The 17,200-nt window shown below is 39.6% G+C and carries 18 protein-coding genes; 3 read left to right on the forward strand and 15 right to left on the reverse strand.

Features of this window, described 5'->3' with window-relative positions:
- Positions 1-13: 13 nt before the first annotated feature.
- The 14 genes from nhaD to IE199_RS08895 form a co-directional block, all read right to left on the reverse strand.
- The gene (nhaD, locus tag IE199_RS08830; RefSeq protein WP_189769323.1) at positions 14-1,246 is read right to left on the reverse strand and encodes a sodium:proton antiporter NhaD; all 1,233 of its coding nucleotides are present in this window, start codon (positions 1,244-1,246) and stop codon (positions 14-16) included.
- A gap of 66 nt (positions 1,247-1,312) precedes the next feature.
- Entirely contained in the window at positions 1,313-1,654 is a 342-nt protein-coding gene (locus tag IE199_RS08835) for a hypothetical protein (protein WP_189769325.1), read from the reverse strand.
- Between the two features lie 127 nt (positions 1,655-1,781).
- The gene (locus tag IE199_RS08840; protein WP_189769326.1) at positions 1,782-2,864 is read right to left on the reverse strand and encodes a threonine aldolase family protein; all 1,083 of its coding nucleotides are present in this window, start codon (positions 2,862-2,864) and stop codon (positions 1,782-1,784) included.
- 154 nt (positions 2,865-3,018) lie between these two features.
- Positions 3,019-4,434, reverse strand: a complete 1,416-nt coding sequence (locus IE199_RS08845) for a purple acid phosphatase family protein (protein WP_189769328.1) — start codon at positions 4,432-4,434, stop codon at positions 3,019-3,021.
- Between the two features lie 54 nt (positions 4,435-4,488).
- The gene (locus tag IE199_RS08850; protein WP_189769330.1) at positions 4,489-6,999 is read right to left on the reverse strand and encodes a TonB-dependent receptor; all 2,511 of its coding nucleotides are present in this window, start codon (positions 6,997-6,999) and stop codon (positions 4,489-4,491) included.
- Positions 7,000-7,192: 193 nt separating this feature from the next.
- Positions 7,193-8,206, reverse strand: coding sequence for a FecR family protein (locus IE199_RS08855; RefSeq protein WP_189769332.1), 1,014 nt, complete (start codon positions 8,204-8,206; stop codon positions 7,193-7,195).
- Between the two features lie 32 nt (positions 8,207-8,238).
- On the reverse strand, positions 8,239-8,847 hold the full coding sequence (locus IE199_RS08860) for an RNA polymerase sigma factor (protein ID WP_229854618.1): 609 nt from the start codon (positions 8,845-8,847) through the stop codon (positions 8,239-8,241).
- Between the two features lie 152 nt (positions 8,848-8,999).
- Positions 9,000-9,239, reverse strand: a complete 240-nt coding sequence (locus IE199_RS08865) for a DUF3303 domain-containing protein (protein ID WP_189769335.1) — start codon at positions 9,237-9,239, stop codon at positions 9,000-9,002.
- Between the two features lie 64 nt (positions 9,240-9,303).
- Positions 9,304-11,136: a glutamine--fructose-6-phosphate transaminase (isomerizing) gene (glmS, locus tag IE199_RS08870; RefSeq protein ID WP_189769337.1), complete on the reverse strand. Its 1,833-nt coding sequence runs from the start codon at positions 11,134-11,136 to the stop codon at positions 9,304-9,306.
- Positions 11,137-11,163: 27 nt separating this feature from the next.
- Positions 11,164-11,922, reverse strand: coding sequence for a DeoR/GlpR family DNA-binding transcription regulator (locus tag IE199_RS08875; RefSeq protein ID WP_189769339.1), 759 nt, complete (start codon positions 11,920-11,922; stop codon positions 11,164-11,166).
- A 124-nt stretch (positions 11,923-12,046) separates the two neighbouring features.
- Positions 12,047-12,793, reverse strand: coding sequence for a substrate-binding periplasmic protein (locus IE199_RS08880; protein ID WP_189769341.1), 747 nt, complete (start codon positions 12,791-12,793; stop codon positions 12,047-12,049).
- 5 nt (positions 12,794-12,798) lie between these two features.
- Positions 12,799-14,157 carry a bifunctional UDP-N-acetylglucosamine diphosphorylase/glucosamine-1-phosphate N-acetyltransferase GlmU gene (glmU, locus tag IE199_RS08885; protein ID WP_189769343.1) on the reverse strand — a complete coding sequence of 453 codons (1,359 nt, stop codon included), beginning with the start codon at positions 14,155-14,157 and terminating at the stop codon, positions 12,799-12,801.
- Between the two features lie 69 nt (positions 14,158-14,226).
- Positions 14,227-14,961, reverse strand: a complete 735-nt coding sequence (locus IE199_RS08890) for an oxygen-binding di-iron domain-containing protein (protein WP_189769345.1) — start codon at positions 14,959-14,961, stop codon at positions 14,227-14,229.
- Complete coding sequence (locus IE199_RS08895) at positions 14,958-15,581, reverse strand: chemotaxis protein (RefSeq protein ID WP_189769347.1); 624 nt, start codon at positions 15,579-15,581, stop codon at positions 14,958-14,960. The genes IE199_RS08890 and IE199_RS08895 overlap by 4 nt, the downstream gene beginning before the upstream one ends.
- A gap of 265 nt (positions 15,582-15,846) precedes the next feature.
- Between IE199_RS08895 and IE199_RS08900 the strand changes: the two genes are divergently transcribed.
- From IE199_RS08900 to IE199_RS08910, 3 genes are all read left to right on the forward strand, one after another.
- A complete protein-coding gene (locus IE199_RS08900; protein WP_189769349.1) occupies positions 15,847-16,089 on the forward strand; it encodes a hypothetical protein in 243 nt (80 codons plus the stop codon).
- 87 nt (positions 16,090-16,176) lie between these two features.
- Positions 16,177-16,407 carry a DUF6289 family protein gene (locus IE199_RS08905; RefSeq protein ID WP_189769351.1) on the forward strand — a complete coding sequence of 77 codons (231 nt, stop codon included), beginning with the start codon at positions 16,177-16,179 and terminating at the stop codon, positions 16,405-16,407.
- Between the two features lie 53 nt (positions 16,408-16,460).
- The gene (locus IE199_RS08910; RefSeq protein WP_189769353.1) at positions 16,461-16,673 is read left to right on the forward strand and encodes a hypothetical protein; all 213 of its coding nucleotides are present in this window, start codon (positions 16,461-16,463) and stop codon (positions 16,671-16,673) included.
- Between the two features lie 78 nt (positions 16,674-16,751).
- On the opposite strand, the gene IE199_RS08915 is transcribed toward IE199_RS08910, so the two are convergent.
- Positions 16,752-17,171, reverse strand: a complete 420-nt coding sequence (locus IE199_RS08915) for a F0F1 ATP synthase subunit epsilon (RefSeq protein ID WP_189769354.1) — start codon at positions 17,169-17,171, stop codon at positions 16,752-16,754.
- Positions 17,172-17,200: the final 29 nt, after the last annotated feature.

Below are 17,200 nucleotides of genomic sequence, written 5' to 3' on the forward strand. Positions count from 1 at the left end.
TGCTTAACTGGCTTTAATGCACCATGTAAACCGTTAACCAATAACCGACAGAATAGGAGAGTAACAACGAGGCAAAAACACGCAAGTAGCTAATAAAGGTTAACTCTTTAATTTTGCTCATCGCGATAATTCCCGCAGCAGAACCGATAATCAACAACGAACCACCAACACCAACGGCATAAGTAAGTGGTAACCATTGTGAATTAGGCATTTCTATATTGGCTTTTAATACCGCAGCAGTAAGCGGCACATTATCAATTAACGATGAACTGATACCCAAAATAAAATTGGCCACAGATACCGGTAGGTGTTCATAAATCAAATGGATGTTATCTAGTACTTCTAGCTTTTTCAACCCGCCAACAATTAACAAGATTCCTAAGAAAAACAGTAAAGTATCAAACTCTATCTCACGAATATAGTTAAGAACATTGGTATTGGTTTTTGGCCAATGCATAAAGTGACCACACAACAGCATAATGCTTAAACCAAACATAAACGTAAGAACCGGTGGTACATCAAAAATGACGTTAAACGCCAAAGTAGAAAATATCGTTAACATAAAAATGATAGCGATAACTTTATCAACTAACAGTAACGGTTTGGTTTCTACGTTAAGTTCAATGGTATCTTTCATACTTATTGATAGTAAAAACGCCAGACAAACAACGCCTGCTAGAGCTGGAGCAATTAATTGCAACAAGGATACAATACTGACTTTTCCAGCGAGAAATATCATTAGTGTGGTGACATCACCGGTGATCAGAGAAACACCACCGCTATTAACGGCAAAGATGATCAATGCCGCATATTTAAGGCGCTTTTTCGCCGCTATTTTTAACTGCGCTATAACGGCAACCGAAACCAGCGTCGCGGTGACATTATCGGCAAGAGATGAAAATAAAAAGGCGATGATACCCAAATAAATTAAAAGCTTACGCTCCGACATTTGAGCTGGTAACGTTCGTTGAACTAGTCCAGAAATAAAACCTCGGCTATTTAAGTAAGCAACAAAAGTCATCGCTGACATTAAAAATAACCATAAAGTGGCAATTTCTAATAGGTTTTCATTCAAACTTTCTGTCACATTTTCATGGCTATACGGTGAGCCAGGAAACATATATAAAACTAGCCAAGTTAGACAGCCAAAAAATAGGGTACTTTTGGCTTTATTGATGTGAACAACTTCTTCAAAAATAACAAATAACAATGCCAATACGGCAAAAACAATAATAAGGGAGTGCATAAATAAACGCGCTTAATCAAACGTAAAAACAACGGGCAGATTTCAAAGCCCAACAACGACCTATTTTTAATGTTTGAAGTTCGGAGGCGCGCGAATGGCATGTAGTTTAAACGTTGGCTTGCTATTAAAGTGTGAATTGGAAAAAACCTTTTCAACAAAAATAATCGCTATGCTAGTGGCTGGTGTCGGAGGTAATTCGTCAGTATCTTGTGGATCACTGCTGCTATTTTCGAATTGCAAACCATGATCGGCAAATTGCTTACTCTTTACTTCAGGTGATTCTGAAAACGCATGTACGGTTAGCTGATGCCCAACAATTGGCATTAGCACCAACAACAACGCAAAAAAGCGTAATAAAGGAATATGCGCCGTAAACAATGAACTACTCTTAAATGACAGATATTTCACGCTGAGCAAGCCCTCAGCTAAAGGCGGCGCAATTATCCGCCTTGAGTGTGGTTGGTGCAAGCCTAAATTAAACAATTTAGACTAAAGTATCGCCATTAAATTTTACTAGCTTATAGCTAAGTGGAATTTAGCTATTACATAGCTGCTTTAATACTTCAATTAGCGCGTTATCAGTCCAATCATCTAATGCATCGCCCACTTGAATTTCAATACGAGAGGTAGTTGCTTGTGGAAAAATTCTATCGCAAATCCAAATACCTTCATTTTGCGCCAAGTTTAACACGCGCTCTTCTAGCCGCTCTGCCGAGATAGGCAGTTCAACTAAAAAGCCATTACACTGCACAGGTAACGGAATCGAGGCATCACCAAATTCATTTTTCAGCTTTTGAGCTAAACCACTAGCTCTTTCGTTAAATTCATTAATTCTTGGTAGATAATGTTCAATTCCCCAAAAAGCAGATAGCACATAAGGAAATGCAGTAAATAAATCTCCACCTTGACGACTGCGCCAAGTGACTAAATCATCAATAAACTCAGATTCACCAGCAATTATACCGCCAGCCATAGCGCCTAACGATTTGTACAAAGATATATAAACAGAATCGCCATATTGTGCTAATTCTGCGGTTGAAAGTTGATAATAAGCCGCAGCTTCCAACAAACGTGCCCCATCAATATGTAGAGGTATTTTTTGGTTTGATGCAAAACTTCTGACCTGATCTAACAATTCAAGTGAAGGCAACTGAAAACCAGCTCTTCTCACTGGCAACTCTAGAACTATTGCGGCCAGTTTTTCCGGTAGCTGGGCAATGTCACTGGCGGTAATCGCAGCGTTAGGTTGCCCAAATACATGAGCCTCTAAATTAAATAACGCTTGGTATGCATCACTTTCATCACAAATAATATGAGATTGAGGATGCACAGCAATTACAGATTCACCTTGTAGTACCGACCATTGTTTTAACGCAGCGTTTTGTCCAACCATTCCCTTGTGAACAAATAAAGCTCGTTCTTTGCCCAACATTTCTGCAACCACAACTTCCAGCTTTTCAATTGTAGGACCTGTATTAAAACAATCGATTGTTAGGTCAATATCACTTACCGAAGATAAACGATCTAACCACTGTTTGTGCGTTAAAGGTTTATGTCGTGTAACAAATTTAGTGCATTTAAACGACAAAGGATGAGCAAATAAATTTCCGTTATACATGATGAATAATTAAACTGAATTTTTAATGAGCAACACAATAACCAAACACTGTATTTTTAACCAGCTAATTTTGTAATGTTTTGTGTCGTTGATTTAAGATGCATTGCGGCAGCAATAAAGATTTTATTACTGCCGTTAAGAATTCACATGACAACTAATATAACGTGTTGTGATTTACATAAGGCTCGGTATTAGTAAAACGTCGCTCTGGCATTAAATTACCTGGTACCATCATAAGATTACCCGCCGTTGATTTAGTTAATTTAAAGGCGTCGTAAAGCTCTCCTGTTAAGGCATAGGCAGCAAACTTCAACGATTGATTATCGATTATCAAGGTTTGATAAGTCGGCGTATTTTCACCTACACGCTGCAAACTTACTTGATATGACTGATATTCCTGCCAGAGCATGCTTTTTACTGGATAAGCTTTAGGGCTGCTTGTAGCCGTTACAAAAACACTGTTTACTGTATCGTTATTTTTACCAGCAATACTGCCGCGCGAATAAGCGTGATCATGACCCTGAAGTACTAAATCAATTTGGTATTTTTTGATGATAGGTAATAACACCTCACGTATTTGTGGTTCGTCTTGCCCTTTAGTCCCTAATGGCATACCACAATTTGAAAATATCGGATGATGGAAGGCCAACACTTTCCACTTTGCATGGCTGTTGCTCAGCAGTTTAGTTAACCATTGAGCTTGTTGGTTAAATACCTTTTTGTCATGCCTAGCTTCGGTATTTAGCACAAAAACGTCGACATTAGGGTAATGTAAAACATAAGTAGTTTCTTGTAAGGATTCTGGCAGTTCTTTATTTTCTGGTAAGGCAAATTGTGCTCGCCAAAAATCAGATAACAGCCATTGTTTGTTATTTGCAGCATATTGTTTGTGTGCAAATTCATGATTTCCCACTACAGGTACAACAGGTGTTTCAGCATAAACAGCTTTGCCAGCCGAATACCATTGTGCCCATTCTTGATCTCGTTCACCGTGATCGACTAAGTCGCCAGCATACAAGGCAAAGTCAGCATCTGGCATATGTTTTGTTCCTTTACGCAACATAGCTGGCCAAAAGTCTCGCATACCATTTTGGGCATCACCAAAATAAAGAAATTTAGTTGTAGCTGATGTTAAACCACTTGCCGTTTTTGCATGAAACCATTGTGACCATTTTCCTTCACTGCCTCGTACTCGATACAAATAAGCTGTATCAGGTTTAAGCTGGTCAAAGGTAACCTGATGATAACGCACAGCAGGCAGTGATTGGTTAAACTGATAACGATAACTGTCTGCGCCTAACTTGTTGGTAGATGGATTAAAATATTGGCTTTTAGCTTTGACCGTGGTGGCATTTAGATCAAATCTGGCAGCAGCAGAGGCCTGAACAATTTGCGCAACCGCTAGCTCTACCTGTTCAGATGTTCTCCAATTGACAGAAAAACCACGACTGGGATCAGCTGTGGGATGCAAAGTAACACGATCGGGATATTCACTGGCTTGTTGCCACAATGGTGTATTAGCCATAGTGGGAAGCGATAAAACCAAAAAGAAAAGTAATATAACTTTCATTGGGTAATCTCTTTAAATTAGGCACAAACTCGTCCTTGGTTTGTGCCTTGTAAATTAGAAGTTTGCGCGCAAGCCAACACCATAAGTGGCGGGTGCACCAACTAACCTAGCACCACCATTTAGCTCAAGAAAATACACCTCATCGGTGATATTTCGGCCGTAAGCAAACGCAGTAAATCCGTTGCCTAGTTCAAGATCCATGTTAATGTTTAGCAAGCTATAATCTGGTACCGTGTTACCAGGGCCTGCATTTAATCGGTTGGTTTCTTCATCGTGATATGAATAACTGATCCGGGTAGATAAAACACGATCGGTCATCACATTGATACTATGATTTAACGCGATTGAATAAGATAACTCAGGTGAGCCTGGTAATGGATCACCTATGGTGTTTTCAATATCAACAACACGGTTTGAACTAAACGCGGTGATTTCCGTATCTAAATACGTTGCTGACGCTGTAAAAGAAAGTTGATGACGATCTTGGTTTAACAACACACTTGTTAAAGACGCCTCCACGCCTCGCACTTCTGCAGCGCCAACATTGGTACGGCCATTGGTATCATTTGACAGTCGTGTCGTCGCTTGCATCTCTTCAAAATCATAAGCAAACAAATCAAGGCTAGCACTTATTGCATCTGTGGTATAACGCACACCAAACTCAAACGAGTCAACTGTTTCAGAATCAAATGGTTCGGTTTCTTCTAGAGAAAAGATAGAGGTACCATCAAACCCTCCCGCGCGATATCCATTACCAATAGAAGCAAATATGTTTAAGCTTTCAGATAAGTAGTATTGCGCTGTTAACTTGCCTGATAAGTTACTATCGTCAAAATCTTTATCCCAAGAAAAATAACCAGGGGAGTTAAACACATCTTCATATATTGATGTTCCCCAAGGATTGATATCTTGGTTGTAGCCTGAAAATTTTGTTGTATCTTGTGTATATCGGACACCGGCCGATAATTTAAAGTCATTGGTAACAAACCAATCAACATTGGCAAATGTCGCAAAACTGTTGCGAGTTTGGCTGTATGGCGACGTATATTGTGATCGGACAGCAAAACTTGTCCAGTTACTGACAAAATCAACGGAGTCACTGACATAAAAAACACCCGCTATCCAATCAAATTCACCACCTTGATTATCACTGAAACGAATTTCTAATGATGATTGATCAAGGCTTTCGTCAAACGCATATTTGTAGCGAGGGTATGATGTGCCATCACCATTACCCCCCATTTGACGCTCACTTTCTTGATAACCAAATAACACATTTACATTGAGATCGGCGTTAATTTGATGGGCTAACTCACCATTAACCCCTTCAATATCGATAGTGTGTTGATAATACTCGTCAGCATAAAAAGAATAAGGATCGCTGTTTTCACCCGCATTGCGCCCAGTACCAGAGCCCGTTTCGTCAGTTAAAGCGATACGATCGTACTGTAAAGTATCGCCGTTATCTGAGCTCATAAAATAGCGCAAGGTTAATTCAGTATTGGTTTGAAACGAATAAACCCCGGTTGCCCTTAAAGCAAATACGTCTTTATCACCAAAGCCATCTCTCACACCTGGGTTATTAACGGCAGGAATAACACCTTCAAACCCTTCTGGAATAAAGCCTGCAAATTTTCCTGCACCTTTACCGTCCATGTAACCACCACCTTGCTCAAATTTAGTGGCAATTCGTACTTTGAAGTTATCTGAGACACTGCCACCAAAAGCAGCTTCACCTTGGGTATAGTCATAGCTGCCATATTCAACACTGGCATAACCTTCAAAAGCTTCGGTAGGACGTTTTGTGATAGCGTTGATCACGCCAGCTGTTGTATTGCGGCCATACAAGGTACCTTGCGGCCCTTTTAAGACTTCAATACGTTCAAGATCAAACAATGGCATACCTAAGTAAGCATTTGACGTTTGATAAATACCATCAACATGTAAAGCGACCGAAGGATTACCGTTTGGTTTGTAATCGTCAGCCCCACCTATGCCTCGAATGGTAATAAAACTGTTATTAGCACCGCCAAATGCCGAATTAATCGATATGCCCGGTAATGTATCAACAAGCCCTTTAAAGTCAGTGACGCCAGCATCTTGAATTTGTTGATTATTAACTACCGAAATAGCAGCGGAAACATCCATTAAACTGGTGTCACGTTTAGTTACCGAGACAACAATTTCATCTATCGGGGCACTGTTTTCTTTAACGAGCGTTTGAGAGTTGGTGGTATTGGCTGACGTTTTCTTAATTATAAATGCACCATTGCTTTGTTTTACTGCTTCTAATCCAGTGTTTTTAAGCAGCTTGTTTAATGCATCATCAATAGCAAAATCACCATTTAAAGCAGGGGCATCTATACCGTTAACTAGTCTTCCAGGTGCAATGATCATCACCCCCGACTGAAAAGATAATTGATTTAAAGCCTGAGCAAGAGGCGCTTGTTGAAGTTTTAAAGAAAGCGCTTGTTCAGTCATTGCTAGCGTGGGAAAAGTGATGGCAAGTGCAGAAGTGATAGAAGCAGCAAGTACAGTTTTTTTGATACTACGCGACGAGGTCATGTTTACATCTCCAATATGGCAAGCTAATAGCTGCCAGTAAAATTTTAAAAAGTGTGTTTCAGTCGACTGTCGTCATTAAAGAGGTAAAACATGAAAAATTTTTTCAATAAAGGATGATTTTTAACGAAACCTTCATAAAACTTTTGACCCAAAAAACGCCTTGCATAGGTGCACAAGGCGTTTGGCAGCAATATTAATTTGAATAAGAAATAATGATCGCGTTTTCTTGTTTTTCAATGTGTAAGGGATAAGCAGCGGGAAGTGAATCAATCAGCATCGCCACTTTATCTGTAGTTATTAGCGTATTAATGGTGAGTTGAGCTATTTGCTCGTCTTTTACCACTATGGTTTTATCGATATAAGGTTGAATTCGATAAACAAATTCATCTAGTGGTGTATTTGAAAACACCAGTTTATTGTCCATCCATGCTAATGCATCTTCGGTAGAAAAGGGGGAGATAGCTGAAACATCGTTGCCACTAACCGACGCCACCACTTGTTCACCCTGAATGATATCAACGCTATAACCGGTTTCATCGGCAGAGCTAACTCGAACACTGCCTTCAACCACGGACACTTGTGTTGCATTGTGTAACTGGTTAACTTCAAATTCAGTGCCCGTAACCTCAACCTTATTGTTACCATGAATAACGATAAACGGCAGATCAGGTTTAGATTGCACATCAAAATAGGCTCGACCACTGATCAAGGTGGCAGCTCTAACATCTGTCATTTCTCGATAAACCACTTTACTGCTGGGCCCAAGCGTTAACACACTGCCATCTGCAAGCGTATATTTTGATGTTTGCGCAATTGCTGTTGTGTATGTGTTCGACCTGCTGTCGTCAATTGGCTTTTCCACTGTGCCGTTGATTTGCAGTAAAAACACCATCACTAAAGATGCAGCGATGGCGAACCCTCCAGTTAGGGTATAGCTCTTTGTTTTTTGGTGATGTAGATTTGCTACATCATTTTTTTCATTTACCTTAAAGGCGATGGCGTTATCGGTAAATCCTGCTTTATCCCAGACCTTAAGTAACTCGTCATAAGCCGCACGATGAGAAGCACTACTGGTATACCAGTGTTCAAACTGTGTCTGATATTTTGAAGACAACATATGGTCATTCATTACTGTAAACCAATGAATTGCTTGTTCTTGTACGCTGTCGCCTTTACTTATTGCCTCAGATTGTTGTTCATTATTCATATGTATTCACTTTGCCCCAAATAGCCATAGCGTTATTTATGGTGTTCAGAAGTGCCAGCCAAAATGCTAAGCGCGCTGTTAAGTTGACGACAGATATCTGCAACACTCCACCCTGTTTCTTTTGCTATTTGTTGGTATGTTTTGCCATCTAAACGACTGGCAGTAACAATATGTTTTTGTTTAATAGAAAGAGAGCTAAACAGCTGATCAACTTTTTTCAGCTCTTGCTGCGAACTAATGATTTTGTCAGGGTCACCATAACAAAGAAGCTCACTATCGATACCTTCGTCTGCGCACGGAAGATGTTCAGTAAGCCAACGCTCAGACTTAAGTGAGCGCAGCGCAATATTCATCGACACCTTATAGAGAAAAGCCTTAGGGTTGGTAATATGTGCACGCGATTTCATTTTCGATAACTGGAAAAAAGCATCTTGCGCGACATCTTCAGGATCGGGTGGTCCTGAACCATAGGTTTTACGCAAAAATGCACATAATCCGCGCCAATGTTCCTGATAAAAGTTTTTTAAGTCTGACTCAGCAGCCTTTTGTAATTTAGTGTGCTTTCCTTGGCGACACGATAAAGCCATATCCTTTGGCTTTTTGGTAAAGTTAACCGTAGAGACTTTCGATAATGTGTTCACGATAACAACCACACAAACGTCAATATACACCGAAAAGCGGCATTAAAGAGTTAATGTTAAAGTCATTGTGTTACAGAAATTAGAGGTTGAAGCTGATCAGTTAGCAGAAGTAGTTGTATCAACGTATGAATAATTATTTAGTTAATTTTTCCTTAGTTATCTAATGGTATAAGCTCAAAATCGACGAACTCTTCCCATTTTGCAAACCACTGTTCAAACAATTTAATATCATTGGATTCCATCAGCTGAAAACAAATATTTTTTTCTGCATTTACCCAAGAATTTAAATAGTGCAATCCTGCAGGAAATTGACGACCTTTTTCATTATAAACCTGATAGTTTTTTTCCATCAATCCAGGTTTAAATTTTTCCACTACCATAAATTTTTGCACACTTTCACCTTATAAAAAAACACCTTAGTGCAAAGCAATAAGGTGTTTTGTAGCTAATTTGACATCATTCAACGGTAACGGATTTTGCCAAGTTACGTGGTTGGTCTACGTCAGTTCCTTTGATGATCGCTACATAGTAAGAAAGTAGCTGCAGCGGTAAGGTGTACACCACTGGCGCGATAATATCGTCACAGTGTGGCACGTTAATCACTGTCATGGTGTCATCGCTTTCAAACTTAGCTTCTGTATCGGCAAATACATACATCAAGCCACCGCGAGCACGTACTTCTTCTACATTGGATTTCAGTTTTTCAATTAAGTCATTTTTTGGCGCAACAACTATAACCGGCATTTCTGCGTCGATAAGTGCCAGAGGCCCATGTTTTAACTCACCAGCAGCATAAGCTTCAGCGTGAATATAAGAAATTTCTTTAAGCTTTAATGCACCTTCCATCGCGATTGGATATTGGTCACCACGGCCAAGGAATAGTGCATGATGCTTATCAGCAAAATCTTCAGCTAGATCTTCAATTGAGCTAGCTAGCGCTAATACTTCATCTAATTTATTTGGCAAACTCATTAGTGAATGGGCAATGTCTTGCTGCACATTTTCAGGCATGCCATGATGTTGTCCGATCGCTAATGTCATCATTAACAGACCAACCAATTGTGTGGTGAAGGCTTTTGTTGATGCTACGCCAATTTCAGCGCCAGCTTTGGTCATAAAGGCCAAATCAGATTCTCGTACCAACGATGAACCTGGGACGTTACAAATCGTCATACTCGCGCGATAGCCTAGTTCTTTGGCTAAACGCAAAGCAGCTAGTGTATCTGCTGTTTCACCTGACTGTGAAATTGTGACTAACAAGGCATTTCTAGGTACATGAGACTGACGGTAGCGGAATTCACTGGCAATTTCTACATTACAAGATACACCAGCTAAGCTTTCTAACCAGTAGCGCGCCACCATGCCTGAATGATAACTGGTACCACATGCAATGATTTGTACATGTTCAATTTCTTTAAAAATATCGTCTGCACCTTCACCAAATGCGTTGATATCAATTGCATTACCAATTAAACGACCTTCAAGGGTATTGCGAATAGCGGTAGGCTGTTCATAGGTTTCTTTTAACATGTAATGGCGATATTCACCTTTGTCACCACTGTCTTGCGCAACTTCACGCTCTTTGGCTTCACGTTCAACTGCATTGCCATTAACGTCAAAAATACTCACGTTATGACGTGTCACTTCTGCAACATCACCTTCTTCTAAAAAGGCGAATTTACGCGTTACAGGCAACAAAGCTAACATATCAGAAGCAATGAAATTTTCACCTAAACCATAACCAATAACCAGTGGGCTACCTGAACGAGCAACGACGATGCGATCTTTGTCATTGCTGTCCATCACCACAGTGCCATACGCACCTTCTAACTGAGATGCTGCTTTTTGCATTGCCGCAAGCAATGAGCTGGCTGTTTTCATCTCATGATGTACTAAATGAGCGATAACTTCAGTGTCTGTTTCCGAACTAAACACATAACCTAACGCTTGTAATTGCTCTTTCAGCTCTTTGTGGTTTTCTATGATGCCGTTATGAACCACGGCAATGTTATCACTTGAAATATGTGGATGAGCGTTAATTTCGCTTGGTGCACCATGTGTTGCCCAGCGAGTGTGGGCAATACCTGTACCGCCCACTAAAGGTTGATCAGTTAATGCATCAGCTAGCTCTTGTACTTTACCTAGTCTTCGAGCGCGATTTAATTGTTTATCGTTATCTATAATGGCGACGCCAGCAGAGTCGTAACCTCGGTACTCCAACCTTTTTAAACCTTCTACGAGAATTTCTGCTACATCTCGTTGCGCTACTGCACCTACAATACCACACATATTTTATTTCCTTTTTAACGAGTTGCGTTAAGCGATTATTACGTTTATGCCATGTGAAACAAGTTGTTGTTTAATTTCCGGCGACAGTTCATCGTCAGTAATTAATACATGTATTTGTTGCCATGGAATTTCTAAATTAGGAATTTTTCGATTAAATTTTTCAGATTCAACCATCACAATAACTTCTCTCGATACTTCGGCCATCACTTGGCTTAGGCCTAAAAGTTCGTTGAACGTTGTTGTGCCGCGCTCAATATCTATACCATCGGCGCCAATAAATAATTGGTCAAAGTCATATGATCGTAGAACACTTTCAGCCACTTTGCCTTGAAATGATTCAGAGTGAGGATCCCAAGTACCGCCGGTCATCAATAATGTTGGTTCATTTTCCAGTGCGTGGATGTCCGACGCGATCGCCAATGAATTTGTCATCACCACTAAGCCTTGCTTTTTGCTTAGCTCTTTAACTAACGCACTAGTGGTGCTGCCACTATCAAGAATAATGCGGTTATGGTCTCGGATCAGTGTCGCCGCTTTCTCTGCAATACTGATCTTTCGCTTTGAAACTTTTTCACTTTTAGGCTCGATAAGTTCAGAGGGCAGGGGAACAGCACCACCATAACGTCTAAGTAAAAGACCGCTATTTTCTAGTGCCGCCAAATCTTTTCTTATAGTTACTTCTGAGGTATCAAACTTTTTAGCAAGTTGTTCAACGCTAACTTCACCATGTTCATTAAGTTCAGTGATGATGATATGTCGGCGTTGTTTAGTATTTCTTTTTGTCATAAGTTTCGATTAAAACCAATTAAGTTTCGTTTTAAAACTTAGCTATTTAATCAAAAGCCGATAAAAATGACAACTAAATTGTTTGATAGCAGATACTATCACCATAGCATTAAGGGCTATGCGCTCAATTGTTAATTAAAAAGTGGTATGACGGCAGGTCTTTAATTCGTTGGTGCGCTAGTAATAATACTTCTAGGATTTCAACATCACTTTCTTTGTTTAACGCAATATAGCTACTTCTACTGGTTTCCGGAAAGACAGTAAAGTTGACCATTTCAGCAGCTCTGAGCTTTTGTTTTTCAAAGTAATGTTCAATTACTTCAGGATCTGTGTATAACAGCTCAACCTTATTGTTCAATAATAAGTCAATTGCTAATTCTATGTTCGACACAACATACAAATGCTGTTGTGCACTAAAACCTTGCTTTAATAACGAGCGATGACTGTAACTGTCACGCACAACAACTGTTAATTTAGATTTTGCTTGTTCAAACGTGGTAATAGTTGCCGTTTTATTGGATTTTAACGAGATAAATGCTCGTTCTAAATTGCTCACTTTAGTGATCCAATGAAAAAAAGGTTCTCTTTCTTTGGTTCTCACTATGCTTAACACTAATGTGTTAGGTTGAGTTTTGGCCACAAGCAAAGCACGAGCCCAAGGAAGAAAGCGTGTTTTATCGACCAATTGCTGGTTTTGCAAAAGCAGTTTCAGAATTTCAATGGTTGGCCCTTTAAGTACGCCATTGTCGCGATATTGCAGCAGTTCATGCTCTGCTGCAACTATATCAAGCGATGCAAGAGGGGGGTCATTAGCATTAGCTGTTGCACTAAAGCTAATGACGATTGTTGCTAAAAATAAAGCGAACTTCATTAAGTTTATTTTTTAGTAGGGCGTTGCCAGCCTTCGATGTTTCTTTGTTTTCCGCGAGCTACTGCAAGCTGTTCTTTTTCGACATCTTTAGCTATGACCGAGCCGGCACCAATGGTAGCGTTTTCACCAACATAAACAGGGGCTACAAGCGAAGAATTCGAACCAATAAACGCTTCGTCTGCAATAATGGTTTGTGATTTATTTGCGCCATCATAGTTACAAGTAATGGTACCCGCACCAATGTTAACGTTTTTACCAATATTGGCATCACCTAAGTAAGTTAAATGACCCGATTTACTACCTTCACCTAATGTGGATTTTTTCATTTCCACGAAGTTACCAACATGTGAGTTTCTGTTCATCACTGAGTCTGGGCGAATACGAGCAAATGGACCAACTGAACATTGATCGCCAATAACAGCACCATCAATAATTGTATTAGGTTTAATTTCAGCGAATTCACCAATAGTGCAGTCTTTTAAAATACAGTTAGCACCAACTTTAACACCATCAGCTAAAACCACTTCACCTTCAAAAATACAGTTAATGTCAATTTTAACTTCTTGGCCGATCACTAGCTTTCCACGAATATCGATTCGGTGCGGATCTCGTAAGCTAGCACCTTGGATCATCAAATGCTCCGCTTCACGTAATTGGAATGCACGTTCTAACGTTGCAAGCTGCACCCTGTCATTTGCGCCTTCAGTTTCAATAGCAATATCAGGGTGTGCGGTTTCGATAAGCTTACCTTCAGCATGGCAAGCGGCAATAATATCAGTTAAATAGTACTCACCTTGTGCATTGTCATTAGACAGATTAGACAACCAGCGTTTTAAATCAGCGCCGTTGGCATACAGAATACCTGAGTTTATTTCTTGAATGAGTAGTTGTTCTTGTGATGCATCTTTTTGTTCAACAATACCAACAACTTGGCCATAATCTCGAACAATTCGGCCATAACCTGTTGGATTATCAACGGTTACCGTCAAAAGTGACATACCGTTGTCTGGCTTAGCAGCAATTAATCGTTCAAGTGTAGATACACGAGTTAGTGGCACATCGCCATACAATACCAGTACGTTTTCGTCGTCTTTAAGATGTGGTGACGCCATATCTACCGCATGGCCAGTACCTAACTGCTCTTTTTGTTCAACAAACGTAAGGTCATCACCTGTGACTTTGGCTTTTAAAATGTCACCACCAAAGCCATACACTAGATAGATATTCTCGGCATCCAAAAAACGAGCAGCATCAATAACATGCTCTACCATCGGCTTATCCGCAATGGTATGTAATACTTTAGGAAGGGAAGATTTCATACGGGTACCTTTACCCGCGGCTAAAATTACAACTGAGAGTGACATAAGCGTTCCATGTGTTATTTTTTAACTATTCTAACGCTGAAAGCTCAGCGGATTCCAATGATAATTAAATTAATCTTCGACCAATCCAACTTCAAGTTTATCGAACCAATCTAGAAAGCGCTTTACATCATCTCCTCTAAAGATTCGTCCATGTTGTGGGCATAGTTGCTCTATCTCCAGTTTAGAAACTCTCTCAATCCAACGAGATTTAGCTTTATTTGAAGGCATCCAGCGCTGATGAAAAAATCGCATTTTGTCGCAGTGGGAGTCAAAGTCTTCGACATACATAGGGGCATCATGAGGCTCAAGCGCAGCACCTATATCCCCTGACATAAGGATTTTGGCTTCTTCATCGTAAACATTGAAGTTTCCCGAAGAATGCAAATAGTGTGCGGGAATAAAAGTCAGTTGCACACCATCAATTTTTATACTTTCACCACCGTCAGGGATTGCAGAGTAGGATATATTACTCATACCAAAATGGCGTATAAATCCTTCCCATAACCATGGCGAATGTAAAGTGGCATTAGGTAATGCTTGATCCCACAAGCCTAACGATGAAATTATGTCGGGATCTTGGTGCGAAGCAAAAAGGTGCGTCACTTGTTCAATAGGGCAGATCTTAACAACAGCGGCTAGCATTGAAGAAAAAATCTCGATTCCACCAGGATCCATTATTAATGCTTTATTTGCTGTTACCACCAAATATTGATTAGTATCTATAATGGCTTGTGGCTTTTCTGGGTCACGACCCAATACATACCAATGATAACTTTTGTCTTTATTAATTTTTGTAAGTTTCATCTTCTGTCCAATTTAATGCTATTAACATGTTCAATTGCCGATAAGATATGGGCTTTTATTTTTGTCGCAGCCTCTTCTACATTATCAGCCACACTATAGAGGGTATCCTGAAAATCAGTATCAGCCTGTGAGGCTTCTACTCGTGAAAGCGTGGCTAATACCACAGCCGTTCGTAACTCATCAGACAGCAGTATTAACTCTTCACTTAGCTTTTCTAAAAGCGATCTGTGTGTAAAAGACAAAGCCTGCTGTTGCTTTACGATCATAGATATAGGTTGATGTAATGACTGGTTAAACTGTGCCTGATTATTACTTTGTAATACGCCATTAAACTTATTGAATGCGTTATCAATTCGGTATTTGTTTGCTGAATTACGGCTTAATTTGTTGGCTAGCTCATTAATATTTTTAGAAGAGGAGATAGTGGTATTAGCTAATTGATCGATAAAATCTGTCAATGGCTTAAAGCCAGCAGCATTTTGCCCAGCCCGAAGTGCAACTGCTCTGGCATTACTCGCCGTAATAGACAATTGTTTCGCAATATTATTTGCTTGCTCTAAGCTGGCGGCTACTTGAGCTGCCCCTACGAAGTACTGATATTCCCTGTCCAATTGTTCCACGAGTTAAACACTATTTAATACCTTTAAACTATAGTATTGATTGCTTAGCCAATTATTCAAATTTTATTAACTGATCTAAGATTAAATATTGCACTTTTTATCAAAATAAATCTGAGTTACAACATCATCAATAATAAAAGTAAAGTTGACTATTGACTTCTAACTGTTCAATAAATAATCTGAAAAAAGGTGAAGGGAATCACTAGTTGTTGTTTGGCTTAAGTTGCCTTCATCGTGAAACAACAATAAACAAAAGGATTAGACAATGAAAAATAAAATAAAGTTAGCAACCCTAATGGTTGTAGGAAGTTTAGCGTTAACCTCAGCTTTTGCAGCATTTTACCCTACACACTCTATTGAACGAGAATATTATGCGGGCCCTAATTCCACACAAATAGTTGGCAGTATGTTCCAAAATTGTTCTGGTAGAACTATTCAAATTGGTCAAGTTACTCCATATTACGATGAAGGTAAAATACCTTGCCCGAAATCTCCAATTGAAGAGTAAAACCCTAAATTAAACGTTTACTAGTATCTGCAAAAGCGGCAGATAAGCGGCTTTTATCTAGCGAACAAAATTAAATAAGGAAATACCATGTTAAAACTAGTCAAAAAGCTAATACTTACGTCTTCAATATGTGCTATGGCGATATCAGCTTCTGCAGTGGGTGCTGGAAGTGAAATTGAAAAAATATTTTATGAAACCGCCGCTAAACAAAATGTTGTTGGAGGCATATTAACACCATGTGAAGGACGACCACTAGCTTGGGGAAAAAGAACTGCTTTTTACACTGTGGATGTTTCACCTTGTCACTCAAATTTTTGACAATTAGTAATCTAAAAACACCTAATAGCTAAATAAGAACAAGGAATAACAAAATGAAAAAAAAGATTATCATTGGTAGTGCATTAGCTGTATTGACCACTTTAGCGGCAGTCGCTGGACCAATGTATTGGCATGAAAAGCACTACTATGCTACCTCTGCTAAGCAACAAATAGTTGGTGAAGAGTCACTTACTTGTACAGGCCTAAAAGTAGTCTCTGGAGAAGTAACACCATATTGGAGTTATTGGCAGAGAGGAAGATGTTAGTTCTTTTGAAAATTTAAAATACAAAAAAGGTGGCATTAGCCACCTTTTTTAATTCACTAAAACTAAGTGTTTTTCAGCTTATTTTTTCTTAGACGCTTGGATGACACGTAATTGTGCAACCGCACGAGCTAATTCAGCAGCAGCTTCAGCGTAGTTCACGTCATCGCCATGATCATTCATGTGCGTTTCAGCGCGCTGTTTAGCTTCTAGAGCTGCTTGCTCATCAAGGTCGTCTACACGTGTTGCAACGTCAGCTAGCACAGTAACGTGATTAGGCTGAACTTCTAGCATACCGCCAGAAAGGTAAAGAACTTCTTCTTCTCCACCATACTTAACGATTCGAGCCATACCAGGTTTTAGTGAGGTCAGTAAAGGTGCGTGACCAGGCATAATACCTAATTCACCTTCACTACCTGTGATCTGTAATGATTCAATGCGACCAGAGAATAACTCTTCTTCAGCACTTACTACATTAAGATTTACAGTTGTTAATGCCATTGTGACCTCCTAATTGGTGACCAAACTAA

This window comes from Thalassotalea marina, assembly GCF_014656435.1.
Classification (GTDB): Bacteria; Pseudomonadota; Gammaproteobacteria; order Enterobacterales; family Alteromonadaceae; genus Thalassotalea_C; species Thalassotalea_C marina.

Coding starts and splice junctions, on each gene's coding strand:
- nhaD (WP_189769323.1), bottom strand. CDS start 1,246: ATGCACTCCCTTATTATTGTTTTTGCCGTATTGGCATTGTTATTTGTT.
- IE199_RS08840 (WP_189769326.1), bottom strand. CDS start 2,864: ATGTATAACGGAAATTTATTTGCTCATCCTTTGTCGTTTAAATGCACT.
- IE199_RS08845 (WP_189769328.1), bottom strand. CDS start 4,434: ATGAAAGTTATATTACTTTTCTTTTTGGTTTTATCGCTTCCCACTATG.
- IE199_RS08850 (WP_189769330.1), bottom strand. CDS start 6,999: ATGACCTCGTCGCGTAGTATCAAAAAAACTGTACTTGCTGCTTCTATC.
- IE199_RS08855 (WP_189769332.1), bottom strand. CDS start 8,206: ATGAATAATGAACAACAATCTGAGGCAATAAGTAAAGGCGACAGCGTA.
- glmS (WP_189769337.1), bottom strand. CDS start 11,136: ATGTGTGGTATTGTAGGTGCAGTAGCGCAACGAGATGTAGCAGAAATT.
- IE199_RS08875 (WP_189769339.1), bottom strand. CDS start 11,922: ATGACAAAAAGAAATACTAAACAACGCCGACATATCATCATCACTGAA.
- IE199_RS08880 (WP_189769341.1), bottom strand. CDS start 12,793: ATGAAGTTCGCTTTATTTTTAGCAACAATCGTCATTAGCTTTAGTGCA.
- glmU (WP_189769343.1), bottom strand. CDS start 14,157: ATGTCACTCTCAGTTGTAATTTTAGCCGCGGGTAAAGGTACCCGTATG.
- IE199_RS08890 (WP_189769345.1), bottom strand. CDS start 14,961: ATGAAACTTACAAAAATTAATAAAGACAAAAGTTATCATTGGTATGTA.
- IE199_RS08900 (WP_189769349.1), top strand. CDS start 15,847: ATGAAAAATAAAATAAAGTTAGCAACCCTAATGGTTGTAGGAAGTTTA.
- IE199_RS08905 (WP_189769351.1), top strand. CDS start 16,177: ATGTTAAAACTAGTCAAAAAGCTAATACTTACGTCTTCAATATGTGCT.
- IE199_RS08910 (WP_189769353.1), top strand. CDS start 16,461: ATGAAAAAAAAGATTATCATTGGTAGTGCATTAGCTGTATTGACCACT.
- IE199_RS08915 (WP_189769354.1), bottom strand. CDS start 17,171: ATGGCATTAACAACTGTAAATCTTAATGTAGTAAGTGCTGAAGAAGAG.